General features: G+C 64.9%; 25 protein-coding genes. 17 read left to right on the top strand and 8 right to left on the bottom strand.

Features of this window, described 5'->3' with window-relative positions; genetic code table 11:
- The 7 genes from infA (at nt 1) to rplQ (ending at nt 3622) form a co-directional block, all read left to right on the top strand.
- Nucleotides 1-219, top strand: a complete 219-nt coding sequence (gene infA / locus HV681_RS20565; RefSeq protein ID WP_003806927.1) for a translation initiation factor IF-1 — start codon at nt 1-3, stop codon at nt 217-219.
- Nucleotides 220-253: 34 nt separating this feature from the next.
- Nucleotides 254-367, top strand: a complete 114-nt coding sequence (gene rpmJ / locus HV681_RS20560; protein WP_003806928.1) for a 50S ribosomal protein L36 — start codon at nt 254-256, stop codon at nt 365-367.
- 43 nt (nt 368-410) lie between these two features.
- Complete coding sequence (gene rpsM, locus HV681_RS20555) at nt 411-776, top strand: 30S ribosomal protein S13 (RefSeq protein WP_008168996.1); 366 nt, start codon at nt 411-413, stop codon at nt 774-776.
- A gap of 15 nt (nt 777-791) precedes the next feature.
- Nucleotides 792-1193 (top strand): 30S ribosomal protein S11, encoded by a 402-nt coding sequence (rpsK, locus tag HV681_RS20550; protein ID WP_006216516.1) that lies wholly within the window; start codon nt 792-794, stop codon nt 1191-1193.
- 11 nt (nt 1194-1204) lie between these two features.
- A complete protein-coding gene (gene rpsD, locus HV681_RS20545) occupies nt 1205-1828 on the top strand; it encodes a 30S ribosomal protein S4 (RefSeq protein ID WP_175124780.1) in 624 nt (207 codons plus the stop codon).
- 229 nt (nt 1829-2057) lie between these two features.
- Nucleotides 2058-3044 (top strand): DNA-directed RNA polymerase subunit alpha, encoded by a 987-nt coding sequence (locus tag HV681_RS20540; RefSeq protein ID WP_008169002.1) that lies wholly within the window; start codon nt 2058-2060, stop codon nt 3042-3044.
- Nucleotides 3045-3229: 185 nt separating this feature from the next.
- Entirely contained in the window at nt 3230-3622 is a 393-nt protein-coding gene (gene rplQ, locus HV681_RS20535; RefSeq protein ID WP_006389635.1) for a 50S ribosomal protein L17, read from the top strand.
- A gap of 106 nt (nt 3623-3728) precedes the next feature.
- Here the strand turns inward: rplQ and HV681_RS20530 are convergent, their stop codons facing one another.
- Complete coding sequence (locus HV681_RS20530; protein ID WP_175124779.1) at nt 3729-4193, bottom strand: HIT family protein; 465 nt, start codon at nt 4191-4193, stop codon at nt 3729-3731.
- A 122-nt stretch (nt 4194-4315) separates the two neighbouring features.
- Between HV681_RS20530 and cutA the strand changes: the two genes are divergently transcribed.
- The 3 genes from cutA to HV681_RS20515 all read left to right on the top strand — a co-directional run bounded on the left by cutA (nt 4316) and on the right by HV681_RS20515 (nt 7645).
- Nucleotides 4316-4663 carry a divalent-cation tolerance protein CutA gene (cutA, locus tag HV681_RS20525; RefSeq protein WP_175124778.1) on the top strand — a complete coding sequence of 116 codons (348 nt, stop codon included), beginning with the start codon at nt 4316-4318 and terminating at the stop codon, nt 4661-4663.
- Nucleotides 4663-6558: a protein-disulfide reductase DsbD gene (gene dsbD, locus HV681_RS20520; protein ID WP_175124777.1), complete on the top strand. Its 1896-nt coding sequence runs from the start codon at nt 4663-4665 to the stop codon at nt 6556-6558. The genes cutA and dsbD overlap by 1 nt, the downstream gene beginning before the upstream one ends.
- A 205-nt stretch (nt 6559-6763) precedes the next feature.
- Nucleotides 6764-7645: a DMT family transporter gene (locus tag HV681_RS20515; RefSeq protein WP_175124858.1), complete on the top strand. Its 882-nt coding sequence runs from the start codon at nt 6764-6766 to the stop codon at nt 7643-7645.
- Between the two features lie 79 nt (nt 7646-7724).
- Here HV681_RS20515 and hemB read toward each other — a convergent pair whose 3' ends face one another.
- Both hemB and yihA read right to left on the bottom strand, forming a co-directional pair.
- Entirely contained in the window at nt 7725-8741 is a 1017-nt protein-coding gene (gene hemB / locus HV681_RS20510) for a porphobilinogen synthase (RefSeq protein WP_175124776.1), read from the bottom strand.
- The gene (gene yihA, locus HV681_RS20505) at nt 8738-9361 is read right to left on the bottom strand and encodes a ribosome biogenesis GTP-binding protein YihA/YsxC (protein WP_056571052.1); all 624 of its coding nucleotides are present in this window, start codon (nt 9359-9361) and stop codon (nt 8738-8740) included. Before yihA ends, hemB begins: the two co-directional genes overlap by 4 nt.
- Before the next feature lie 264 nt (nt 9362-9625).
- On the opposite strand from yihA, the gene HV681_RS20500 reads away from it, so the two are divergent.
- The 3 genes from HV681_RS20500 to ccsB all read left to right on the top strand — a co-directional run bounded on the left by HV681_RS20500 (nt 9626) and on the right by ccsB (nt 13883).
- Nucleotides 9626-10327, top strand: a complete 702-nt coding sequence (locus tag HV681_RS20500; RefSeq protein ID WP_175124857.1) for a c-type cytochrome — start codon at nt 9626-9628, stop codon at nt 10325-10327.
- Nucleotides 10328-10446: 119 nt separating this feature from the next.
- Entirely contained in the window at nt 10447-12528 is a 2082-nt protein-coding gene (locus tag HV681_RS20495; RefSeq protein WP_175124775.1) for a cytochrome c biogenesis protein ResB, read from the top strand.
- Between the two features lie 8 nt (nt 12529-12536).
- Nucleotides 12537-13883, top strand: coding sequence for a c-type cytochrome biogenesis protein CcsB (ccsB, locus tag HV681_RS20490; protein ID WP_175124774.1), 1347 nt, complete (start codon nt 12537-12539; stop codon nt 13881-13883).
- A gap of 72 nt (nt 13884-13955) precedes the next feature.
- Here the strand turns inward: ccsB and lysA are convergent, their stop codons facing one another.
- Both lysA and lptM read right to left on the bottom strand, forming a co-directional pair.
- A complete protein-coding gene (gene lysA / locus HV681_RS20485) occupies nt 13956-15248 on the bottom strand; it encodes a diaminopimelate decarboxylase (protein ID WP_175124773.1) in 1293 nt (430 codons plus the stop codon).
- The gene (gene lptM, locus HV681_RS27920) at nt 15245-15412 is read right to left on the bottom strand and encodes an LPS translocon maturation chaperone LptM (RefSeq protein WP_239216358.1); all 168 of its coding nucleotides are present in this window, start codon (nt 15410-15412) and stop codon (nt 15245-15247) included. Before lptM ends, lysA begins: the two co-directional genes overlap by 4 nt.
- A gap of 55 nt (nt 15413-15467) precedes the next feature.
- On the opposite strand from lptM, the gene cyaY reads away from it, so the two are divergent.
- Nucleotides 15468-15797 (top strand): iron donor protein CyaY, encoded by a 330-nt coding sequence (gene cyaY / locus HV681_RS20475; RefSeq protein ID WP_175124771.1) that lies wholly within the window; start codon nt 15468-15470, stop codon nt 15795-15797.
- A gap of 34 nt (nt 15798-15831) precedes the next feature.
- Here cyaY and HV681_RS20470 read toward each other — a convergent pair whose 3' ends face one another.
- Nucleotides 15832-18279: a penicillin-binding protein 1A gene (locus tag HV681_RS20470; RefSeq protein WP_175124770.1), complete on the bottom strand. Its 2448-nt coding sequence runs from the start codon at nt 18277-18279 to the stop codon at nt 15832-15834.
- 113 nt (nt 18280-18392) lie between these two features.
- On the opposite strand from HV681_RS20470, the gene HV681_RS20465 reads away from it, so the two are divergent.
- From HV681_RS20465 to HV681_RS20455, 3 genes are read left to right on the top strand one after another with little or no spacing between them, the layout of a single operon-like run.
- The gene (locus tag HV681_RS20465) at nt 18393-19034 is read left to right on the top strand and encodes a shikimate kinase (RefSeq protein ID WP_175124769.1); all 642 of its coding nucleotides are present in this window, start codon (nt 18393-18395) and stop codon (nt 19032-19034) included.
- Entirely contained in the window at nt 19031-20107 is a 1077-nt protein-coding gene (gene aroB / locus HV681_RS20460; RefSeq protein ID WP_175124768.1) for a 3-dehydroquinate synthase, read from the top strand. Before HV681_RS20465 ends, aroB begins: the two co-directional genes overlap by 4 nt.
- 24 nt (nt 20108-20131) lie before the next feature.
- Nucleotides 20132-21259: a deoxyguanosinetriphosphate triphosphohydrolase gene (locus tag HV681_RS20455; protein WP_175124767.1), complete on the top strand. Its 1128-nt coding sequence runs from the start codon at nt 20132-20134 to the stop codon at nt 21257-21259.
- Nucleotides 21260-21269: 10 nt separating this feature from the next.
- Here HV681_RS20455 and HV681_RS20450 read toward each other — a convergent pair whose 3' ends face one another.
- Both HV681_RS20450 and uvrA read right to left on the bottom strand, forming a co-directional pair.
- The gene (locus HV681_RS20450; RefSeq protein ID WP_175124766.1) at nt 21270-21932 is read right to left on the bottom strand and encodes a glutathione S-transferase family protein; all 663 of its coding nucleotides are present in this window, start codon (nt 21930-21932) and stop codon (nt 21270-21272) included.
- A gap of 32 nt (nt 21933-21964) precedes the next feature.
- A complete protein-coding gene (uvrA, locus tag HV681_RS20445; RefSeq protein WP_175124765.1) occupies nt 21965-24820 on the bottom strand; it encodes an excinuclease ABC subunit UvrA in 2856 nt (951 codons plus the stop codon).
- Nucleotides 24821-25041 lie beyond the last annotated feature (221 nt).

Raw genomic sequence — 25041 nt, 5'->3', positions numbered from 1 at the left:
ATGTCCAAGGACGACGTCATTCAGATGCAAGGTGAGGTTCTTGAGAACCTCCCGAACGCGACATTTCGCGTCAAGCTCGAAAACGGCCACGTGGTGTTGGGCCATATTTCCGGCAAGATGCGTATGCATTACATCCGGATCCTGCCGGGTGACAAGGTCACAGTGGAGCTCACGCCCTATGACCTGACGCGAGCCAGGATTGTTTTCCGCTCCAAGTGAGCGAAACCGGATTACGGAAAATTAGGAGTCAACCATGAAAGTAATGGCATCGGTTAAGCGGATCTGCCGCAACTGCAAAGTTATCAAACGTCACGGCGTGGTGCGCGTTATCTGCACCGACCCGCGTCACAAGCAGCGTCAAGGCTAACTCGGGTTAGCGACTACGCAACGGATTTATTCAAGGAACAGTCATGGCCCGTATTGCTGGCATTAACATTCCGCCGCAACAGCACGCCGAGATCGGCCTGACCGCCATTTTTGGCATCGGTCGTACGCGCGCTCGCAAGATTTGCGAAGCGGCAAACGTACCCTTTGACAAAAAGGTCAAGGATCTGAGCGACGCTGAATTGGAACGCGTCCGCGAACATGTTGGTTTGTTCACGGTTGAAGGCGACCTGCGTCGTGAAGTACAGCTCTCGATCAAGCGTTTGATCGACCTGGGAACCTACCGCGGTATGCGTCACAAGCGCGGTTTGCCCGTGCGCGGCCAGCGCACTCGCACCAACGCCCGGACCCGTAAGGGCCCGCGTCGTGCTGCTGCGTCCCTGAAGAAATAATCGAGGAACAGGATTATGGCGAAAGCTTCCACCAGCGGCGCTTCGCGCGTGCGCAAAAAGGTCAAGAAGAACGTCTCGGACGGCATCGCGCACGTTCACGCTTCGTTCAACAACACCATCATCACCATCACCGATCGTCAGGGCAACGCACTGTCGTGGGCCACGTCGGGCGGTGCTGGCTTCAAGGGTTCGCGCAAGTCGACCCCGTTTGCCGCGCAGGTTGCCGCTGAAACGGCTGGCCGCGTTGCGCTCGAGTACGGCATCAAGACGCTGGAAGTCCGCATCAAGGGCCCCGGTCCTGGCCGCGAGTCGTCGGTCCGTGCGTTGAACGCGCTGGGCATCAAGATTTCGTCCATCGCCGACATCACGCCCGTTCCGCACAACGGCTGCCGTCCGCCGAAGCGTCGTCGTATCTAAAGGGAATCCACATGGCACGTTATATTGGACCCAAATGCAAGCTCTCGCGCCGCGAGGGTACTGACCTGTTCCTGAAGAGCGCCCGCCGCTCGCTGGATTCCAAGTGCAAGCTGGATTCCAAGCCTGGCCAACACGGCCGCACTTCGGGTGCCCGCACTTCCGACTACGGCCTGCAGCTGCGCGAAAAGCAAAAGCTGAAGCGCATGTACGGCGTGCTGGAAAAGCAATTCCGCAAGTACTTCGCTGAAGCCGAGCGTCGCCGTGGCAACACCGGCGAAACGCTGATCCAGCTGCTGGAATCGCGTCTGGACAACGTCGTCTACCGCATGGGCTTCGGCTCGACGCGCGCCGAAGCTCGCCAGCTGGTGAGCCACCGCGCCATCGAACTGAACGGCCACACGGCTGACATCGCTTCGATGCTGGTCAAGGCTGGCGACGTCGTCTCGGTTCGTGAAAAGGCCAAGAAGCAAGGCCGTATCAAGGAATCGCTCGACCTGGCCACCAGCATCGGCATCCCCCAGTGGGTGGAAGTCGACGCGGCCAAGCTGACCGGCACGTTCAAGTCGGCCCCCGATCGCGCTGATGTCGCTCGCGACATCAACGAATCGATGGTCGTCGAACTGTACTCGCGTTAATCACGCCTGCCGGCGCCTCCTTCGCAAGGTGCTGGCAAGCTGGTCACGCGACCCGGTTGACCCGTTAGCAAGTCCCGCAGCAGCCCGCTTTCGCCATTTGGTGGAGCGGGCTTTGCGGTAAGTATCGGGCAGCGTTTTTGCGCCGCCCATGGTTTGAGCATCAAGTCTCACCCTGTCCATCAGCCTTATCGGTGTAACGAGCCGAGGGTATTGAAAAGGAACACAGTAAATGTCCACTCAAGGTTTCCTGAAGCCGCGCTCCATTGAAGTCGAACCGGTCGGCACGCACCATGCCAAGATCGTGATGGAGCCGTTCGAGCGTGGCTACGGTCACACGCTGGGCAACGCCCTGCGCCGCATCCTGCTGTCTTCGATGACCGGCTACGCGCCGACCGAAGTCCAGATGACGGGCGTGGTGCACGAATACTCGACCATCCCGGGCGTTCGCGAAGATGTCGTCGACATCCTGCTGAACCTGAAGGGCGTGGTCTTCAAGCTGCACAACCGCGACGAAGTGACGCTGGTTCTGCGCAAGTCCGGCGCTGGCACGGTGCTGGCCAGCGACATCGAGCTGCCGCACGACGTCGAGATCATCAACCCCGGCCACGCCATCTGCAACCTGACGGAAGCAGGCAAGCTGGAAATGCAGATCAAGGTCGAAAAGGGCCGCGGCTACGTGCCGGGCAACGTGCGCGCGCTGTCGGAAGACCGCACCCACACCATCGGCCGCATCGTTCTGGACGCTTCGTTCAGCCCGGTCCGCCGCGTGAGCTACGCCGTTGAAAGCGCCCGCGTTGAACAACGCACCGACCTGGACAAGCTGGTCCTGGACATCGAAACCAACGGCGTGATCTCGCCCGAGGAAGCGGTGCGCCAGTCGGCCCGCATCCTGATGGACCAGATCTCGGTCTTCGCCGCCCTGGAAGGCGCTGGCGATTCGTACGAAGCCCCGGTCCGCGGCACGCCGCAGATCGACCCGGTGCTGCTGCGTCCGGTCGACGACCTGGAGCTGACGGTGCGTTCGGCCAACTGCCTGAAGGCCGAAAACATCTACTACATCGGCGACCTGATCCAGCGTACCGAAAACGAGCTGCTCAAGACCCCGAACCTGGGTCGCAAGTCGCTCAACGAGATCAAGGAAGTGCTGGCTGCACGTGGCCTGACGCTCGGCATGAAGCTCGAGAACTGGCCGCCCCTGGGCCTGGAGCGTCCGTAAGTCTTGAAAGGGTGCCGCCCCTGAAAAGGGCGTCCCCCGCAGCGCCCGGCCTCACGGCCGGGCAGTTTGCGAAATCGTCGTAAAATGCCCCGTTTTCTACCGGACCGCAGCCTGATTGCAGGCTGATAGAAGAGCCGGCAACCCGATGGCGGAAACGCCTTCTTTAGATTCAAAGGAAACTTATCATGCGTCACGGTAATGGCTTGCGTAAGCTCAACCGCACCAGCAGTCACCGTCTTGCCATGTTCCGCAACATGGCCGTTTCGTTGATCACCCACGAAGCCATCAAGACCACGCTGCCGAAGGCGAAAGAATTGCGCCGCGTCATCGAACCCCTGATCACGCTGGGCAAGGAGCCCACGCTCGCGAACAAGCGTCTGGCTTTTGCCCGTCTGCGCGATCGCGATGCGGTTGTGAAGCTGTTTGCCGAAATCGGCCCGCGCTACGCGGCCCGTAACGGCGGCTACACCCGCGTGCTGAAGATGGGCTTCCGTCAAGGCGACAACGCTCCCATGGCTTTCATGGAACTGGTTGACCGTCCGGAAGTCGATGAAGCCGCTGAGGACAGCGCCGAGTAATTTCGGCAGCTAGATAAGCGACAAGGGCGGGTCTTCGGACCCGCCCTTGTTTTTTTGGGCGCCGCGATGGGGCGCTGCGATTCGCGAGGGGACGCTGATGCACCGATCAGGCGTTGCCCGCATCCTCGCGTTCGCGCCCGCCGCGCAACTGCCCCCGCAGCTCCGCGGCTGTTGCGGCCAACACATCCTGGGGCGGCTGAGGCGGCATCCTGAAAGTCAGGTCCTGCTGCTCGATGTATTGCGTGGACGTCACGTCCTGCGGGTGATGCATCGGAACGACATGGGCGTGCGCGTGCGCGACATGGATGCCCGTGAACGCAAATCCCACGCGCTCGACGCCGTACAGGCGTTTCATCTGGCGGCCCAGCCGCTGGCCCAGGTTGACGATGCTGGCGGCAAGGTCAGCCGGCATGTCTTCGTAATAGGGATAGTGCTGCTTGGGAATGATGAGCGTGTGCCCGGGGCGCACGGGCTGGATGTCGAGGAAGGCCAGCAGGCGATCGTCTTCGTGGATGACGTGCGCGGGAATCTCGTGACGGGCGATGCGGCAGAACAGGCAGTTGTCGGACATGCTTGCCTCGGCGTGTAAGAGGGCGGCGCGGCGGCCTGGCGCGCGGCGGTTCCGGGAAGGTGGCCGCAATACCGATAAAATACCGCGAGTTACATCCCACGCGGGTATCCCAAGGAGGCTCCATGTTGCGCGATGACGACGTCGTGCTGGTCATCAGCAATGCGCCGGACCTGTTGCTGGCCAAACGCATTGCGCACGTGCTCGTCGAAGACGGACTGGCCGCGTGCGTGAACCTCGGCGCGCCCGGGTTGTCCATCTACCTGTGGAACGGTGAGGTCGAAGGGACGGAAGAAATCCCCATCCAGATCAAGACGACCTACGCGCGGCATGCCGCCGTCGTGCAGGTCTTGTCGAAAATGCATCCCTACGACGTTCCCGAGATCATCGTGCTGCCGGTCATCGCCGGCGCAGCGCCCTACCTGGACTGGGTGCGCGAGCAGACGGCCATTACGCAGAACAAGAGAAACTGATGTTGCAACTTGCCGGTACGGTCGGCGCGCGCGGACGCGCCGAGAGCGCGACCTCCCCCTTTTTCAGGCACTGCCTGATGCTGCTGGCGATGGCCATCCTGCTGTTCGGATGGCAGGCAGCCGCGCGCGCGGATACCGAGTTCCTGGAGCCTGAAAAGGCGTTCGTGTTCAGCGCCAAGATGGCGTCCGCGGACACGCTGGAGCTGCACTACAAGGTCGCGCCCGGCTATTACATGTACCGCGAGCGCTTCGCCATTGCCATCAGTCCCGCCGATGCCACCACGTTGGGCGAGGCCGTTTATCCCAAGGGCGAGGTCAAGTACGACCCGACCTTTGAAAAGGACATGGAAGTCTTCCACAAGGACGTGACGATCCGCGTCCCGGTGGGAGCCGGCGGACAGCCGTTCACGCTCACGCTGACGGGCCAGGGCTGCGCGGATGCCGGCCTTTGCTATCCGCCGATGGACAGCACCGTGAAGCTCACGCCCGTGGCAGGTGGATATACGGTGGCGGGCACGGGGCTTGGCGGGGCGTTGGCGCCGCAAGCGGCTTCCGGCGGCTTGTCCGCGCTGGTCAATGCCGGAGACACGGGCCTGGCCGACGCGCTGGGTGGCCTGGGATGGATCAAGACGGCTGGCGTGTTTCTGGTGCTGGGCCTCTTGCTGGCCTTCACGCCGTGCGTGCTGCCCATGATCCCCATCCTGTCGTCCATCGTGCTGGGCGGCGCGCAGCAGGAGCGGCCCAGCCGCGGACGCGGATTGGCTTTGGCCGCCACCTACGTGCTGGGCATGTCGGTGGTGTACACCGCGCTGGGCGTGGCTGCCGGCCTGAGCGGCGCGGGGCTCGCGGCCTGGTTGCAGACGCCGTGGATCCTGACCCTCTTTGCCATCCTGCTGACCGCGCTGGCGCTGGCGATGTTCGATGTATTCACGTTCCAGATGCCGTCGAGTGTGCAGGCGATGCTGTCCGAGCGCTCGTCGCGCGTGCCGGGCGGACGCTACACCGGCGCCCTGGTCATGGGCGCCTTGTCGGCGCTGATCGTCGGCCCGTGCGTGGCCGCGCCGCTGGCCGGCGCCTTGCTGTATATCTCGCAGACCGGGGACGTGATCCTGGGCGGATCGGCGCTGTTTGCGATGGCATGGGGGATGGGCGTGCCGCTGTTGATCGTCGGCGCGTCGTCGTCCGCCTTGCTGCCCAAGGCCGGACCGTGGATGGACGGCGTCAAGCGGTTGTTCGGCATGCTGCTGCTGGCGACCGCGTGGTGGATGCTGATTCCCGTCGTGCCCACCTGGGTCCAGATGACGGGGTGGGCGTTTCTGGCTGTCGTGTCGGCCGTGATGCTGCGCGCCTTCGACGCCTTGCCGCAAGGCGTGGGCGCCGGGCGCATGTTCGGCAAGGGCCTGGGCTTGTTGCTTGCCCTGGCGGCCGCGGCGTGGCTCGTCGGTGCGGCCAGTGGCGGGCGCGATGTGCTGCAGCCGCTGTCGCACTTGGCCGCGCGCGGCGATGCGCCGGCTGCCGGCGCCGCCGCGGCGGGCGATGTCCATTTCACGCGTGTGCGCAGCAATGCCGAGCTGGACGCGCTGCTGGCGCAAAGCACCCGGCCGGTGATGCTGGACTTCTATGCGGACTGGTGCGTGTCGTGCCGCGAAATGGAGCGCTTCACCTTCACGGATCCGGGCGTCGCGCAGCGCATGGCGGGCATGGTGCTGGTGCAGGCGGATGTGACCGCGAACAATGCCGACGACCGCGCGCTGCTCAAGCGCTTCCGGCTGTTCGGCCCGCCGGGCATCATGTTCTTCGAGCCGGGCGGTAAGGAAATCGCGGATGCGCGCGTAGTGGGCTTTCAAGACGCAAAGCGCTTCACGGAATCGCTGGACCGCGTGCTCGTGCGTTGAGGGACGAGCACGCTGGCGGCGGGGCAGGCGCCAGCGTCTGATGCGCGCAACGCGACGACGCTTGCGTTGAATCAAGAAAGGGCGCGATATACCATGATCGCTTCGCTGCCCGCGCGGCGCATCCCACTCCCTCCAGGCCGGCGCCGTGACGTCCCCCACCGTTGATGCAAGTCAGGACCGGAACGGTCTGATTTATCTTCAATTGATGTTCGTCATGGCCACGTGGGGCCTGAACATCGTCTCCATCAAGTATCTGACCCAGCACATGGACATCCAGGCGCTCGCCGCCGTTCGGATCGTCATTGCATTCATTACCGTCACCCTCATCATCAAGGCACGCGGCGGCCGTATCCCGAAGTTGGGTAGCGCGCAGCTGGGCTGGGTGGCGCTTGCCGGCTTTCTGGTGGTGTATGCGCACCAGGTGGCGTTGGTGTCGGGTTTGCGCGTGTCGTCGGCGGCCAACGGCACGCTGATCATGGCCACCAGTCCGTTGCTGTCCGCCTTTCTTGCCGCCATCTTCTACCGAGAAAAACTCACGGCGACTCGCATTGCCGGCGCGCTGCTCGGCCTCCTGGGCGTCGGCATGGTGGTGGTGGGCAGCGGCGCGCAGCTCGGGTTGACCGGCTGGGGCGATGCCGTGGTGTTCGTGGCCGTGCTGGTGTTCGTGTTTGGCGGCCTCGTCATCCAGCGGATGTCACGCATGATGGATCCGCTGGGGATGCTCTGGTACATGTACCTGGCCGGCGGCGTGATGCTGGTGGGACATGCCGCGCTGACGCCGTCCTCGTACCACGCTGAGACGTGGCAGATGGCATGGTGGCCTTGGGCGGTGCTGATGTTTTCGGCGGTGGTCGCGTCCGGTATCAGCAACATCGTGTGGAACGCGGGCATCGCGCGGCTGGGGATCAGCCGCGCCGCGCTGTTCGTGAACTGGCTGCCGATCTTCGGGTTGCTGTTCGCGGCCCTGTTCCTGGACGAGCACGTCACGCTGACGCATGTCGTCGGTCTGGGCTGTGTGCTGGGCGGGACGTGGCTGGGACTGCGCCGCGGCGCGCAGCCGGCGCGGGCTGCCGCCGCAAAGGCTTGATGGCGGGGGATTGCCGGCGTCCTGGCCGGCGGGAGGCGCCGAGCGCAGACGGCCAAAGCCGCCGCGCCCGGAGGTCTTTCTAGCGCTGGCTTTTCAACAGCTTGGCCGCTTCGATGGCGAAGTACGTCAGGATGCCGTCGGCGCCGGCGCGCTTGAAGGCCAGCAGCGCTTCCATCATGACCTTGTCGTGATCCAGCCAACCATTGGCGGCGGCCGCCTTGATCATGGCGTATTCGCCGCTGACCTGGTAGGCGAAGGTCGGCACGCGGAACGTGTCCTTGACCCGGCGCAGCACGTCCAGATAAGGCATGCCCGGCTTGACCATGACCATGTCGGCGCCTTCTTGCAGGTCGCCGGCCACTTCGCGCAGCGCCTCGTCGATGTTGCCCGGATCCATCTGGTAAGCCATCTTGTTGGACTTGCCCAGATTGGTGGCCGAGCCCACGGCATCGCGGAAGGGGCCGTAGAACGCGCTGGCGTACTTGGCCGAATACGCCATGATGCGCGTGTGGATGTGGCCGTTGGCCTCGAGCGCGCGACGCACCGCGCCGATGCGGCCGTCCATCATGTCGCTGGGGGCGACCATGTCGACGCCGGCTTCAGCCTGCGTGAGCGCCTGCTTGACCAGGATCTCGACGGTGGGTTCGTTGACCACGTAGCCGTCCGCGTCGATGACGCCGTCCTGGCCGTGGCTGGTGTACGGGTCCAGAGCCACATCGCACAGCACGCCCAGTTCCGGGAAACGCGATTTCAGCTCGCGGACCACGCGCGGGATCAGGCCGTCGGGATTGGTGGCTTCGATGCCGTCCGGGGTCTTCAGCGACGGGTCGATGGCGGGAAACAGCGACAGCACGGGGATGCCCAGCGCCACGCATTCTTCGGCCACGGGCAGCAGCGTGTCCAGCGAATAGCGGACCACGCCGGGCAGGGACGCCACGGCCTGCCGCAGGCCGGAGCCTTCGGCCACGAAGACGGGGTAGATCAGGTCATTGACCGTCAGTGCGTTCTCGCGCACCAGACGGCGGGTGAAGTCGTCGCGGCGCAGGCGGCGGGGGCGGGAAACCGGAAACTCAGGAGTGATGATCTGCGGGTTCATGGTACGACCTTGGGGGAAATCCAATTTTCGATGTGGGCGCCGGCTTCTTCCAGGCCGATGCGCTCGGGCGCCGAGAAGGGAATCGTGTGCAGCGCGCCGATGTCGGCCAGGTCCTTGCGGACCGAGAACACGGTGCGCATGCGCTGACCGTACGGCAGCTTGTCGGCCTTGGTCAGCAGCGCCAGCACCGGGCGGCCGGTGGGGGCAATGAAGTTCGCCAGACGCCGGTCCAGTTCTGTCACGCCGCGGCGGATGTCGATGAGCAGCACGATGCCGACGAGCGACTCACGGTCGCGCAGGTAGCCGCCCAGGATGTCCGCCCACTTTTCCTTCTCGTTGCGGGCCACGGACGCATAGCCGTAGCCGGGCAGGTCGACCAGATAGCCGATGTGGGCTTCCGGGTCCAGCGGGTCCGGCAGGCCGAACATGTTGATCAGGCGTGTGCGGCCCGGCGTCTTGCTGGAGAACGCAAGGCGGCGCTGGTTGCACAGCACGTTGATGGACGTGGACTTGCCGGCGTTGGAGCGGCCGACAAAGCAGACCTCGGGAGCGCCGGCGGGCGGCAACTGGTCGAGGCGAGCCGCGGAAGTGAGGAAGGAGGCGCGATGTAGGAGGGACACGGATGGCTTTCGATACGGTTGGTTTCGAGCCCTATTGTATAATCCGGCGTTTGCTACAGTGGTCCCCGTGCGCGGAGCCGTCTTTTTTGCTTACTGTTTAGCTGTCATCCAGCCGATAAAAGCCCCTTTCGGGCAGCGCTGACGCGGCTTCGCAGAAAGATCGCAAGCAGGACAAGCAAAACAGGTTCGATACGGTTTTACTGCGAGTGCGGGCAGGCGTGGGCGCCTTTTTGCGCCTTGATCGATGTGATCGTCGAGGTCTTCATGAAGCGTGTGCTGTCCCGGATGTTGGTTGCGAGCGGGCTGTTGCTCGGCGCCTCCGCCCTCTCTGCTACGAGTTTCGCCGCCAATGGCGCTGCGGGCCCGGCCAAACCAGATGCCGCCAAGGGCGGTCAGCTGTTTGACCAAGGCGACGCGGCCCGCGGCATTATTGCCTGTGCCTCCTGTCACGGCGCGGCGGGTAACAGCACCATTCCGGTGAACCCGAACCTGGCCGCGCAGCCGCACGAATACCTGGCCAAGCAGCTTGCCGACTTCAAGGTGAAGGAAGGCGCCAAAGCGCCTGTTCGCAACGGCCCGGGCGGCAATCCCAGCCCCATGACCGTCATGGTGCAGAACCTGACGCCGGCCGACATGCAGAACATCGCGCTGTACCTGGCAACGCAGCCGCTCAAAGAGCCCGCCACGGCTGGCCATGAGAATCTGGTTGAGCTAGGTCAAAAGATCTGGCGTGGCGGTTTGCCAGACCGCAACGTCCCGGCTTGCGCGGCATGCCATTCTGCCAATGGCGCCGGGATTCCCGGTCAGTACCCCCGTCTGTCGGGCCAGTTCCCCGTGTACATCGAAGAGCAACTGAAGCTTTTCCGTAGCGGCGACCGCAAGAACGACGTCATGCATGCCATCGCGGACCGCATGTCGGACGCCGACATCAAGGCGGTGTCGGATTACGCGGCCGGCCTTCGGTAAACGATCGGCCGCAACGTGCGCGGCCGGTCCGCGTTGATGCAACTTGCGCGTGCCGGAACCTCGTTCCGTCATGCACTGTCTATGAGGGGGGTAGCCGATAGCGCGGCCCCCCTTTTTTCATGAATTCGACTCGAACCCACTCCCGCCCCTCTTTGCGCAGCCTGCCAGGCGATCTCTTTGAACTTCTGGGTTCGATGCGTTTTGCCGTCAGCCTGCTGATGTTCATCTGCGTGGCCAGCCTGGTGGGGACGGTGCTGCAGCAGAACCGCTCGTCCAACAACTACATCGACCAGTTCGGCCCGTTCTGGTTTGAAGTGTTCGACAAGTTCTCCATCTGGCACGTCTACAACAGCTGGTGGTTCCTGCTGATCATGGGCTTTCTGGTCGTGTCGACCTCGGTGTGCCTGATCCGCAATGCGCCCAAGATGCTGCGCGACGCCCGGTCATTCCGCGAGCACGTGCGCGAGGGCAGCTTGCGCGCATTCCCGCATCGCGTGGAAACCACCGAGCCCACCGGCGTGCCGCAGACCGTGACCGGCCTGAAGGCGCTGCTGGGCCGCATGGGGTATGCGGTGCGCGTGCGCGAGGACCAGGATGGCGTCCTGCTGGCCGCCAAGAAGGGCAGCGCGAACCGCCTGGGTTATGTGTTCGCCCACGCGGCCATGGTCATCATCTGTATCGGCGGCCTGCTCGACAGTGAACTGCCGGTGCGCCTGCAGGTCATGTTCGGCGGCAAGCAGCCCATCGTCGACAACATGCTGATCTCCGAAGTGCCGGAAAGCGGCCGCCTGTCGGTCAACAACCCGAGCTTTCGTGCCAGCGTCCTAGTGCCCGAGGGCGGCCAGGCCAGCACCGCGGTCGTGATGGTGGGTGACGGCGCCCTGGTGCAGCCGATGCCCTTCACGCTCAAGCTCAAGAAGTTCGTCGTCGACTATTACTCCACCGGTATGCCCAGCCGCTTCGCCAGCGAAGTCGAGGTCACGGACCCGGACACCGGCAAGACCTTCGATTCCACCATCGAGGTCAACGAACCGCTGCGCTTCAAGGGCATGACGGTCTATCAATCGAGCTTTGACGATGGCGGCAGCACGGTCGCGCTCAAGGGTTATCCGCTGGTGGGCGCCAACGACGCCACGTTCTCGGTCGATGGCACGGTCGGCAAGACCAGCGAGCTCACCGCGCAGACGGCCAAGGGCCCGCGCAGCATGGGCATCGAGATCACGGCCATGCGTCCCATCAACGTCGAAGACCTGACCCGGGGCGACCCCAAAGGCGCCGACCAGAGCTTTGCCGAACACGTGGCATCGGTTGCCGGCAGCGCGGCCGGCAAGAAGAACGAGAACCTGCGCAACGTCGGGCCCAGCGTCGAGTACAAGCTGATCGACGATGCGGGCCAGGCGCACGAATTCCAGAACTACATGCTGCCCGTCGAGCTGGACGGCGCGGCCGTGTTCCTGGCCGGCGTGCGCAACAACGCGTCCGAGCCGTTCCGCTATCTGCGCATTCCGGCCGACGACGACAGCACCATCGCTGAATTCATGCGCCTGCGCGCCACCCTGGCCGATCCGGCCGCGCGCAAGGAAGCCGCCCGCCGCTTTGCCGAACGCAACAGCCCGTCGGGCGCGGACCGCCAACCGCTGGAGACCGCGGCAGAGCGCGCGCTGGACACCTTTGCCGCCGGCGGCCTGCAGGCCGTCGCGGCTTTCCTGCAAGCCAATACGCCCGCCCCGGATCTTGAGCGCGCGGCCGATGTCGTGATCCGCCTGATCGGCGCCAGCATGAACGAATTGCGCGCCATCGCGCGCGAACGCGCGGGTCAGCCGCCCGTGCCCGTCGAGGGCCAGGAGGGCGAACGCGCGGCGGTGTGGTCGCGCCTGGCAGTGGCGGCGCTGTCCGACCTGACGGTCTATCCCGCGCCGGTGTTCCTGTCGCTGGCCGACTTCAATCACGTGCAGGCCAGCGTGTTCCAGGTCAGCCGCACCCCGGGCAAAAACACGGTCTACCTGGGCAGCCTGCTGCTGGTCCTGGGCGTGTTCTCCATGTTTTACATTCGCGATCGTCGCGTCTGGATCTGGGTCAAGCCGCAAGGCGGCGGCAGCAGCGTCCTGGCGGCCATGACGTCTCAGAAGCGTACACTTGACTTCAATCAAGAGTTTGAACGCTTCAAGCAGGCGCTGCTGCGCCAGAAAAAAGGGTCCTGAGGTTATTTATGTCCACGACGACCACCACGCAACCCCCGTCGCCTGAAACGCTCTGGCAGGACGCCTTATCCGAAACCGGCGACAGCCGCGCGCAACGCGGCAAGCCCGACTGGACCGACATCGTCTTCTTTTTGCTGCTGGCAGCGGGCGCGGGATTCGCGCTGACCCGCTACGGGCACGCGATGGACTACTACGAGAAGATCATCCTGTGCGGCACGGTGCCCGCGGTGGCCTGGCTGGGCTGGCTGTGGCGGCCGCTGCGCCGGTTGATGATCGCCTGTGCGATCTCGTCGGGCCTGGCGCTGATGCTCTATGGCACCGACCTCGCCCGCGCCGAGCAGGTGTTCTTCCTGAAGTTTCTGTTTTCCTCGCAGTCCGCCATTCTTTGGATGAGCGCGCTGTTTGCGCTGTCGATGGTGTGCTACTGGATCGGCCTTTTCAGCCCGACGGCCGCCTGGCTGGGCACGGCGCTGAATTGGGGCGCGGTGTTTGCTGGCGTCACGGGTCTGCTGGTGCGCTGGCGCGAGGGCCATCTGATGGGTCCGGACCTGGGTCATATCCCGGTCAGCAACCTGTATGAAGTTTTCGTGCTGTTTTGCCTCATCACGGCGCTGTTCTATCTGTACTACGAACGCAAGTACGCCACGCGCGCGCTGGGCGGCTTTGTGATGCTAGTGGTCACCTCGGCCGTCGTGTTCCTGCTCTGGTATTCGTTCACGCGCGACGCGGGACAGATCCAGCCACTGGTGCCCGCGCTAAAAAGCTGGTGGATGAAACTGCACGTGCCCGCCAATTTCATCGGCTACGGCACGTTCTCGCTGGCGGCGATGGTGGGCTTTGCGTACCTGGTCAAGCAGCACGGTCAGACCACGTCGTGGGCCAAGCTGGCGCCGCTGTTCATCCTGGGCGTGTTGCTGTGCGCCGAGCCGATGGTGTTCCGCTCTGATGGCTTGTCGGCCACCTGGATGCTGTACTTCGGCGTGGGCGCGGTGATCGTGGGCGCCATTCTTCTGGGCCGCCGCCGCATCGCGGAGGCGCTACCCTCGCTGGAAGTGCTGGACGACATCATGTATCGCGCCATCGCGATCGGGTTCGCGTTCTTCACGGTGGCCACCATTTTGGGGGCGCTGTGGGCGGCCGACGCGTGGGGCGCGTACTGGCAGTGGGACCCGAAGGAAACCTGGGCGCTGATCGTCTGGCTGAATTACGCGGCCTGGCTGCACATGCGGCTTATCAAGGGCCTGCGTGGCGCGATGGCTGCCTACTGGGCGCTGATAGGCCTGTTGATCACGGGGTTTGCGTTCCTGGGCGTGAACATGTTCCTGTCGGGCCTGCACTCGTACGGCCAGCTTTAACGCCGCGAACATCCCGGCAGACGAACGAAGGCCCCTGCATGCAGGGGCCTTTGTCTTTTGCGCGACGCCCGTTCAGGGTAGCAGCGATTCGCCGCGAAGCTGGTCCGCCAGGGTTTCGCGCTGGCGCACGACATAGTATTTGTCGCCGTCGACCATGACCTCGGCGGGGCGCCCGCGCGAGTTGTAGTTGCTGGCCATGGTCACGCCGTAGGCGCCGGCCGATTCCACCGCCAGCACGTCGCCCTGGCGGATGGTCAGCAGGCGCTGTTTGGCGAGCCAGTCGGCGCTTTCGCATACAGGGCCGACGAGGTCGTATTCGGCGGGGTCGCCGGCGCGCGGGTGCAGCGGTTGCACGCCATGGAACGCGTCATAGAGCGCCGGGCGCAGCAGGTCGTTCATGGCTGCGTCGACGATAGCGAAATTGCGGGCTTCGGCATGCTTGATGTACTGGACGGTGGTGAGCAGCACGCCGGCGTTGCCGACGAGCGAGCGTCCCGGTTCCAGCACCAGTTGCAGATGACCTTGGCCGCGCGCGTTCATCCGTTCAAAAACGCGGTCGAGCAGGGCGCGGGGCGAAGGCGGCGTCTCGTCCAGGTAGCGGATGCCCAGTCCACCGCCCAGGTCCAGGTGTTCGATAGCGATGCCCGCCTGTTGCAGGCTTTCGATCAGGTCCAGCAGCTTTTCGAGGGCATCGAAGTAGGGACTGATGTCGGTGAGCTGCGAGCCGATGTGGCAGTCCACGCCGACGATCCGAAGACCGGGCAGCGACTGCGCGGTGCGGTAGGCCTCGAGCGCGTCGCCGATGGCGATGCCGAATTTGTTTTCCTTCAGGCCGGTCGAGATGTACGGGTGCGTGCGGGCGTCGACGTCCGGGTTCACGCGCAGCGACACGGGGGCGCGCAGGCCCATGTGCGCCGCGACGTCGGACAGGCGGTGCAGTTCGTCGACCGATTCGACGTTGAAGCACTTTACGCCAGCGCGCAGCGCATCGCGCATTTCCCAGGCCTGCTTGCCCACGCCTGAGAACACGATGCGGGAAGCATCGGCGCCGGCGGTAAGCGCGCGATGCAGTTCGCCGCCGGACACGATGTCAAAGCCGGCGCCCAACCGCGCAAATTCGCCGAGCACGGCCAGATTGGAGTTGGCCTTCATGCCATAGCAGACGAGCACCGGACGCGGTCCGATGGCGCTGCAATAGGATTGCCACGCGGCTTTCAGCGCCGCGCGGGAGTAGACGTAAAGGGGTGTTCCCAACCGTTCGGCCAGATGGTCAAGCGGCACATCTTCGGCGTACAACACATTATTGCGGTACTGGAAGTAGGGATGGCCGGCCAGGTCTGGCGGAGTGGGGAACGGTGGCGTCATGGGAGGGTCGGGGCCGGAGGGATCTGCACCGGCGGCGCGGTCTGCTGCGTACTGGCCGGCGCCTTGCTGCCTTCAGGGGGCGGAGGCATGGAGAGCGGCCCCTTGTACCCGCAGGCCGCCACGATGCCGGTCGCCATGAGCGTGGCTACAATGCGAAGAGCCATGCGGCTGTATGCCAATTGGAACACTGGGAACTCCGTAATTCTTGCAGGCTCGATTATGACCGAAACCGAATTTCTTGCGTTGATCGACCAGGTGCTGGACAGCATCGAAAGCCAGGCCGATGACTGGGCGGCTTCGCTCGACGTCGATGTCGAAACCAGCCGCAGCGGCAATGTGCTGACCATGGTTTTCGAGGACAACACCCACGTCGTGGTGAACAGCCAGGCCGCCATGCAGGAGCTGTGGGTCGCCGCGCGCAGCGGCGGCTTCCACTACCGCTTTGATGGCCAGCACTGGAACGATACCCGGGGAGGACCGCAGCTGCCGGACGCCCTGTCTCAGATCTGCTCCGCTGCCGCCGGCGTCCCCGTGACGATACGGCTGTAAAAAAAGGCCGGCCCACTGGGCCGGCCTTTTTGCATCAGAAGGGAATCTTCTGCGACCAGGGCGTGGTGGTTTGCGTCCCCACGCCCGGCGCGACCTTGATCCGGGTGTCCTCGCTGGAGCTGCTGCTCAGGCCATTCAGGAATTCACCCAGCGTGTCGGCTTCGGGCAGTCCGAGGCGCGCCACGGCTTGTCCCGGCGGAAACTCCGAGAAGTAGAACTCGCCGTTTTCGACGAGCAGACCGTCCGGACGCGGACGCTGCTTTTCTTCCGGCACGCCCTTCAGCACGCTCTGCATGTAGTCCACCCAGATCGGCATGGCGACGCCACCGCCGGTTTCGCGCGAACCCAGCGACTTGGGCTGGTCAAAGCCCAGCCAGGCGGTTGCCGCCAGCGTCGGCGTGTAGCCCGAGAACCAGGCGTCCACGGATTCGTTGGTCGTGCCCGTCTTGCCGGCGATGTCGCCGCGCTTGAGGAGCGCCCGGGCGCGCGCCGCGGTGCCGTACGTGGTGACGCCGCGCAGGATGTCGTCCATGACCCAGGCGGTGCGCGGGTCGATGGCGCGGGCTGCCGCGTCGCCGGCCACGACCGGCTTGGATTGCATGATGACCTTGCCGCTGCTGTCGGTGACGCGGTCGATGAGATAAGGCGTCACGCGGTAGCCGCCGTTGGCGAAGACCGAGAACGCGCCGGCCAGTTGCAGCGGCGTGACCGAACCTGCGCCCAGCGCCAGCGGCAGCACGGCGGGCTGGCGTGCCTTGTCAAAGCCGAAGCGGGTCAGGTAATCCTGCGCGTACTGCGGGCCGATGGCCTGCAGGATGCGGATCGACACCATGTTCTTGGACTTGTACAGGCCTTGGCGCAGCGTCAGCATGGGCTCGTACTGGTTGCCGTAGTTCTTGGGATTCCAGGCCTTCGAGCCGGTTTGCGCGGCGGTCAGTTCGAACGGCTGGTCCGAGATCTGCGTGCCCGGCGTCAGGCCGCGTTCCAGCGAGGCGGCGTAGATGAAGGGCTTGATGTTCGAGCCCGGCTGGCGCCATGCCTGTGTCACGCGGTTGAAGTTGCCGCGGTAGAAATCGAAGCCGCCGACCATGGCACGGATGGCGCCGTCCTGCGGCGACAGCGCGACGAAGGCTGCCTGCACCGACGGCAAGTTGATGATTTCCCAGTTGTCGCCGAACTTGCGGATGTAGACCACGGAGCCGCGCTTGATGCGCTGTTCGGGCTTGGCCTTGTCGTTCAGCGCGCGAGCCACGACTCCCAGCACCTTCTTGTCCGTCACGGTGATGACTTCGCGCGAGCTGCGCGCCAGCTTCACTTCGGTGGGGCTGGCCGATAGCACGACCGCGGTCAGCAGGTCGCCGCTGTCCGGGAACTTGTCGAACACGCCGTCCAGGAACTCGTCCAGCGCGGCGGGGTTGTTCTCGGTGCCGGCGGGCAGGTCCAGCTGTTCTTCCGGGCCGGGGTAGGGCGCGCGGCGCGTGTATTCCAGCACGCCTTCGCGCACGGCGCGGTAGGCGGCTTCCTGGTCCTTGGACTGCACGGTCGTGTAGATGTTGATGCCGCGCGAATACACGTTGTCCTGGTACACGTTGTAGAGGAGCTGGCGCGCCAGCTCGGCCACGTATTCGCCATGGATGGAATAGCCGCCGGCCGGGGTGCCTTCGGCGGACTTCATGACGATGGGCTGCGCCATCGCCTGCTTGTATTCGGGTTCGGTCAGGTAGCCCAGCGAGTGCATGCGGCCCAGCACGTAGCGCTGGCGGAGTTCGGCGCGGGGGCGGTTGGCGATGGGGTTGAAGCGCGAGGGGGCCTTGGGGATGCCGGCCAGCATGGCGGCTTCTGCGGGCGTGATTTCGGACAGCGGCTTGCCGAAATACGTGCGAGACGCGGCCGCAAATCCGTAAGCGCGATGGCCCAGGTAGATCTGGTTCATGTAGAGCTCGAGGATCTGGTCCTTGGTGAGCTCGGATTCAATCTTGAAGGTCAGCAGCAGTTCGTAGAACTTGCGTGAATAGGTCTTTTCGGACGACAGGTAGAAGTTGCGCGCGACCTGCATGGTGATCGTGCTGGCGCCCTGCGTCTTGGACATGTTGATCAGGTTGGTCAGGCCGGCCCGCACCACGCCCATCCAGTCGATCCCGCCGTGCTGGTAGAAGCGGTCGTCCTCGGCCGCCAGGACCGCCGATTTCATGACGTCCGGGATTTCGTTGAAGCGCAGCACGTTGCGGCGTTCTTCGCCGAACTCGCCGATCAGGACGCGGTCTGCGGTGTACACGCGCAGCGGCACCCGCGGACGGTAGTCCGTCATGGCGTTCAGGTCGGGCAGGTTGGGCCACGCGAGCGCCAGCGCCATGCCCGCGAGCAGGACGCCGCACAGGAACAGGCCGGCGAAAAGGATGCCGGTTTTAACGAAGAACCGCAGTATCGGGGAGCCGCTGCTGGCGGGCTTGTCTTTTTTGGAGGAATTCTGGGGCTTGCTCATCGCGGCGATTTTACGGGTATCTCCGGTCCCGCCTCATCGTGGCGGATCGGTTTCTGTAACAAAATAGGTCAGTGTGGTGCGCGGGCAACTGCGGCAAATGTGATAATGCCGCCATGAACTTTGCCGCTAACTCATGTCCGGAGGCAGCCCCGGACCCGGCGCGCGCCGACGCCGCGCCTGAAAGCCAGCCCTGCGCCGTCGAGTGCACGGGCAAGACCGCGTCGTTGCCGCACGACCTGCCGGTATTTTTGGTCGGAATGATGGGCGCGGGCAAGACAACCATAGGCCGTAGCCTGGCGCGCGCGCTGGGGCGCGACTTTATGGATCTGGATCATGAGCTCGAGGCGCGTTGCGGCGTGCGGGTGCCGGTAATCTTCGAAATCGAGGGCGAAGCCGGTTTTCGTCGCCGAGAGTCCGCCGCCTTGGAAGAGTGTACCCAACGGCGCAACATAATTCTTGCAACGGGGGGCGGCGCCATCCTGGACGCCGGGAACCGGCAGCTTCTGCACGAGCGCGGCATCGTCGTCTATCTGCGCGCCAGTGTGGACGAATTGTTCCGCCGGACCTGCCGCGACCGCAACCGGCCCCTCCTGGCCACCGCCGACCCGCGCGGCACCCTTCGCGACCTGATGACCCGGCGCGAGCCCCTATACAAGGAAGTCGCCGACCTGGTGGTGGAAACGGGGTCAATGCCCATCCACACCCTGGTCAAGGCGCTGCTGCCGCAATTACAAGCATTCGAGAAGCGCATATGAACGTTGTTGACGTTGAAACCCCGGGCGGAAGCTATCCGATTCACATCGGACCGGGCCGTCTGGACTCGCTGGATCAATGCATTCCCGCGGACGCCACCGCGATTGCGGTGGTCACCAATCCGACCGTGGCGGCCCTGTATGCCGAACGCGCCGAAGCCGCGCTGGCGCGCACGGGCAAGCGGGTGCTGCGCATCGAACTCCCCGACGGCGAGGCCTATAAGGACTGGCAGTCGCTCAACCTGATCTTCGACGCGCTGCTGGGCAATCGCCTGGACCGGCGCTGCGTCCTGGTGGCGCTGGGCGGCGGCGTCATCGGCGACATGACGGGTTTTGCCGCGGCCGTGTACATGCGCGGCGTGCGTTTCCTGCAGGTGCCCACCACGCTGCTGGCGCAGGTCGACTCCTCGGTGGGCGGCAAGACGGCCGTGAACCACCCGCTGGGCAAGAACATGATCGGCGCCTTCTACCAGCCGATCGCGGTCGAGATCGATACCGACGTGCTGGGCACACTGCCGGCGCGCGAGGTCTCGGCGGGCCTGGCCGAGGTCATCAAGTACGGCCTCATCCTGGATCCGGAATTCTGGCGCTGGTGCGAGGACAATGCGCAAAAACTGCGCGCGCTGGACCCCGAGGCCGTCACGTATGCCATCCGCCGCTCGTGCGAGCTGAAGGCGCAGGTGGTGGGCAAGGACGAGCGGGAATCCGGGCTGCGCGCCATCCTGAACCTGGGTCATACGTTCGGCCATGCCATCGAATCGGGCCTGGGCTACGGCGCCTGGCTGCACGGCGAGGCCGTGGGCTGCGGCATGGTGCAGGCGGCTGAGCTGTCGGCCGATGTGGCCGGCTTTGATCCCGCCGACGTCGAACGCGTTCGCGCGCTGGTCCAGGCCATCGGCTGCCCGACCGTCGCGCCGGACCTGGGCGCCGACCGCTGGTTGGACCTGATGCAGGTGGACAAGAAGACCGAAGGCGGCTCGATCCGCTACGTGCTCATGACACGCATCGGTGAAGCCCTGATGCGGCCGGCCCCCGACGACGCGGTGCGCGCCGTGCTGGCACGAACCACCCAGTAAACGTAGTGAAGGACGGTGTTGCAGATGAATGAACTGGCTTCCTATGCTTCTCACCCGTCCCGATCGCGCGGCCGGGCGCATGCCGAGCCGCCACCCGAGAACCGCACGGAATTCCAGCGCGACCGGGATCGCATCGTCCATTCCAGCGCCTTCCGGCGGCTGGAATACAAGACGCAGGTCTTCGTCAATCACGAGGGCGACCTGTTCCGCACACGCCTCACGCACAGCCTGGAAGTGGCGCAGATCGCGCGCACGCTGGCGCGCAGCATGGGGCTGTCCGAAGACCTGACCGAAGCCATTTCTCTGGCCCACGACCTGGGGCACACGCCGTTCGGCCATGCCGGCCAGGACGAGCTGAACGCCTGCATGCGCGAACTGGCGCCGGAGGCGGGGGGCTTTGAACACAACCTGCAAAGCCTGCGGGTGGTGGATGAGCTTGAAGAGCGCTATGCCGACTTCAATGGCTTGAACCTGTGTTTCGAGACGCGCGAGGGCATTCTCAAGCATTGCTCCGTGGCCCACGCACGGGTGCTGGGAGATGTCGGCGAACGGTTTCTGAACCGCACGCAGCCGTCGCTGGAGGCGCAGCTTGCCAACCTGGCTGACGAGATCGCCTATAACAACCACGACGTGGACGACGGCCTGCGGTCCGGGCTCATCACGCTGGATCAGTTGAAGGAAGTGTCGATCTTCGAGCGCCACCATGCGTACGTGGTGGACCGCTATCCCGGTCTGGCGCCGCGGCGCGCAGTCGCTGAAACGATACGCCGCATGATCAACACGCTGATCGTCGACCTGACCCACACGTCGCTGGCGCGCATCCGCGACGCGGCGCCGGCCAGCGCGGACGACGTGCGCCGCTCGCCGCCGCTGGCGGGGTTTTCCGACGAGATCCGCCGCGAAGCCGACACGCTGAAGAAATTCCTGTTCGACAATCTGTACCGCCACTATCGCGTGCTGCGCATGACGCGCAAGGCGCGGCGCATCGTGCGCGAGCTGTTTGCGGTGTTCCTGGATGATCCGCGTCTGCTGCCGCCCGATTACCGCCGCGCGCAGTTCAACGAACAGGCGCGCGCCATCTCGGACTATATCGCCGGCATGACCGACCGCTACGCCATCCGCGAACACAAGCGGCTGTTCGACATGGCGTAGGGTTCAGCTGTCAGCGGTGCTTGCGGTAGGGCTCGTCGGCCTCGACGAAGGTCGCTTCGGCCAGCGCGTCCCGCGTCCATTCCTGCATAGCCGGCAGCGCCAGGACAGCGTCCATGTACTCGCGCACCGGACCTGCCGCGGCGATGTTGTAGGTCTTGAAACGCGAGACCACCGGCGCAAAGAAGGCGTCGGCAATGGAAAACCCGCCAAAAAGAAACGGGCCGCCCTGGCCGAACTGCACACGCGTTTCCTGCCAGATGGCCTGCACGCGCGCGACGTCCGCGAGCGCCGCTTCGGGGAAGTCGATGCCCGGCAAATCGGCTTCGACATTCATCGGCATGGCTTGGCGCAGCGCGCCGAAACCGCTATGCATCTGCGCGGCCAGCGAACGCGCGCGGGCGCGGGCCTTGGCATCTTTCGGCCACAAGGCGGCCTCCGGATGACGCTCGGCGGCGTACTCGCAGATGGCCAGCGAATCCCACACGGCGAAATCGCCATCCAGCAGCACGGGCACCAGGCCGGCGGGCGACACCGCCGCGACACGCTTGGAAAATTCCTCGGTGAACAGGCCGACCTTCTGCTCCGTGAACGCAATGCCCGCGGCGCGCAGCGCGATCCACGGACGCATGGACCAGGACGAGTAGTTCTTGTTGCCGATGATCAGGGTGTACATGCTGGCTTTCCCATTGGATGGAGTGGGGGTGTTCAGTCGCCCGGCCTGCGGCGCAAAAGCTTGCCCAGATACTGGCCGGTGTGGCTGGCCTGCGTTGCTGCCACGATTTCCGGCGTGCCTTGCGCCACGACCCTGCCGCCGCCGTCGCCGCCTTCAGGACCCATGTCGATAAGCCAGTCGGCCGTCTTGATGACGTCCAGGTTGTGCTCGATGATGAGCACCGTGTTGCCGGCGTCCACCAACTGATTGAGCACCTGAAGCAGCAGTTCGATGTCGCGGAAATGCAGGCCGGTCGTCGGCTCGTCCAGGATGTACAGCGTGCGCCCGGTGCTGCGGCGCGACAGCTCCTGCGAAAGCTTCACGCGCTGCGCCTCGCCGCCGGACAGCGTGGTCGCGCTTTGCCCCAGGCGGATGTACGACAGACCCACGTCGATCAGCGTATGCAGCTTGCGCGAGATGGCGGGCACCGATTCGAAATATTCGAGCGCCTGCTCCACCGTCAGGTCCAGCACTTCGCTGATGTTGCGGCCGCGGTAGCGGATTTCGAGCGTCTCGCGGTTGTAGCGCTTGCCGTGACAGACGTCGCAGGGCACGTACATGTCGGGCAGAAAGTGCATCTCGACCTTGACCACGCCGTCGCCCTGGCAGGCTTCGCAGCGGCCGCCCTTCACGTTGAAACTGAACCGCCCCGGGTCATAGCCGCGCGTGCGCGCTTCCGGCACGCCGGCGAAGAGTTCGCGGATCGGCGTGAACAGCCCCGTGTACGTGGCGGGATTGCTGCGCGGCGTGCGCCCGATGGGGCTTTGATCCACGCTGATGATCTTGTCGAAGTTCTCCAGCCCCTGCATCGACACGTAGGGGGCGGGCTCGCTCTGCGCGTGATGCAGCTGGCGCGATACGGCCACCGCCAGCGTGTCGTTGATGAGCGTGGACTTGCCCGAACCGGACACGCCGGTCACGCAGACGAGGCGGCCGGCGGGCACGTGCAGGTCGACGTTCTTGAGGTTGTTGCCGGTGGCGCCGGTGAGCGTCAGCCACGGCAGTTCGTCGTCGACAGGGCGGCGCTTCGGGATGGCGATGGCGCGCGCGCCGCTCAGGTATTGGCCGGTCAGCGAATTGGGATCGCGCTGCACGGTCTCGGGATCGCCCTGAGCGACGACTTCGCCGCCGTGCTCGCCCGCGCCCGGTCCCATGTCCACGACCCAGTCGGCCATGCGGATCATGTCCTCGTCATGCTCGACCACAATGACGCTGTTGCCGAGATCGCGCAGGTGCTGCAGCGTGCCGATCAGGCGGTCGTTGTCGCGCTGGTGCAGGCCGATGGAGGGCTCGTCCAGCACGTACATCACGCCCGTCAGGCCCGAGCCGATCTGGCTGGCCAGCCGGATGCGCTGCGCCTCGCCGCCGGAGATCGTGTCCGCGCTGCGGTCCAGCGACAGGTAGTTCAGGCCGACGTTGTTCAGGAAGCTCAACCGGGCCTCGATCTCGCGCACGATGCGCTGCGCGATCTCCTGCTTGGCGCCCGTCAGGTTCAGGTTGCGGAACCAGTCCAGGCAGCTGGACAGCGGCATGGCCTCGACTTCATAGATGGCCTGGCCGTGGCGTTCGCCACCGCGCGGGTCATGGCCGATCAGCACATTGCGCGCTTCGGGGCGCAGGCGCGAGCCGGCGCAGTCCGGGCAGGTCTTGATGTTGCGGTACTTGCCCAGTTCCTCGCGCACCGTCGCCGAGTCCGTTTCGCGCCAGCGGCGCTCCAGATTCGGGATGACGCCCTCGAAGGTGTGGCGCTTGACGGTGCTGCGGCCTTTTTCGTTCAAGTACAGAAACGAGATTTCTTCCTCGCCGGATCCGTACAGGACCTTGTCGCGCAACGCTTCGGGCAGGTCTTCGAAGGGCGCTTCGATGTCGAATTCGTAATGCGCGGCCAGGCTGGTCAGCAGCGAGTGCGTGAAGGCATTGCGGCGATCCCAGCCGCGGATCGCGCCGGCGGCCAGGCTGAGTTCCGGAAAGGCGACGACCCGCTTGGGATCAAAGAAGCCGACCTGTCCGATGCCGTCGCAACTGGGGCAGGCGCCCATCGGGTTGTTGAAGCTGAACAGGCGCGGTTCGAGTTCGGGCAGGCTGTGGCTGCACACCGGGCAGGCGTAGCGGCTGGAGAAGACCTGTTCGCGCTCGCTGTCCATGTCCAGCGCCAGGGCACGGCCTTCGGCGAGTTGCAGCGCCGTCTCGAAGCTTTCGGCCAGGCGCTGCTTGCTTTCGGGCTTGATGCGCAGGCGGTCGATGACGACGTCGATATCGTGCTTCTCGGTCTTCTTCAGCGGCGCCATGCCGTCGATTTCCACCAATTGGCCGTCAATGCGCAGGCGCACGTAGCCCTGCGCCTGCAGGCTGGCGCATTCGTCCTCGAAGCTACCTTTCTTGCCGCGCGCAATGGGCGCCAGCACCGCCAGCCGCGTCTCGGGCGTCCAACCCAACACCGCGTCCACCATCTGGCTGACGCTCTGGGCCTGCAGCGGCAGGCCGTGGTCGGGGCAGTAGGGCGTGCCGACCCGCGCGTAGAGCAGGCGCAGGTAGTCGTGGATTTCGGTGATGGTGCCGACCGTGGAGCGCGGGTTGTGTCCCGCGGCCTTCTGTTCGATCGAGATGGCCGGAGACAGGCCCTCGATGAGATCCACATCCGGCTTGTCCATCAGTTGCAGGAACTGGCGGGCGTAGGCCGAAAGGCTTTCCACGTAGCGCCGCTGGCCTTCCGCGTACAGCGTGTCGAATGCCAGCGAGGATTTGCCGGACCCGGACAGGCCAGTGACGACCACCAGCTTGTGGCGCGGCAGGTCCAGCGAGACGTTCTTGAGATTGTGGGTGCGAGCACCCCGGATGCGTATGGTCACGTCGGTATGGGTAACGTCCAGTTGCGTCGTCGATGACGCCTTTGATCCCGCGCACCCTTTGGGCGCATTTAAGCGATTTCAAAGGCCAACTTGGTACTATAGCGCGCCGAATCCTCTCGCGTTCAAGGCCGTTCATCCGGTTGGACTGGCCTGAGGCCGGCGCCGCACCGCAAGCATCAGACCGTGAGCGTATGACATGAGAAGCATGCGCGCCGCCCTAG

The organism is Achromobacter animicus (genome assembly GCF_902859585.1).
Taxonomy (GTDB): domain Bacteria; phylum Pseudomonadota; class Gammaproteobacteria; order Burkholderiales; family Burkholderiaceae_B; genus Achromobacter; species Achromobacter animicus.
This window is presented reverse-complemented; position numbering and strand designations above follow the sequence as displayed.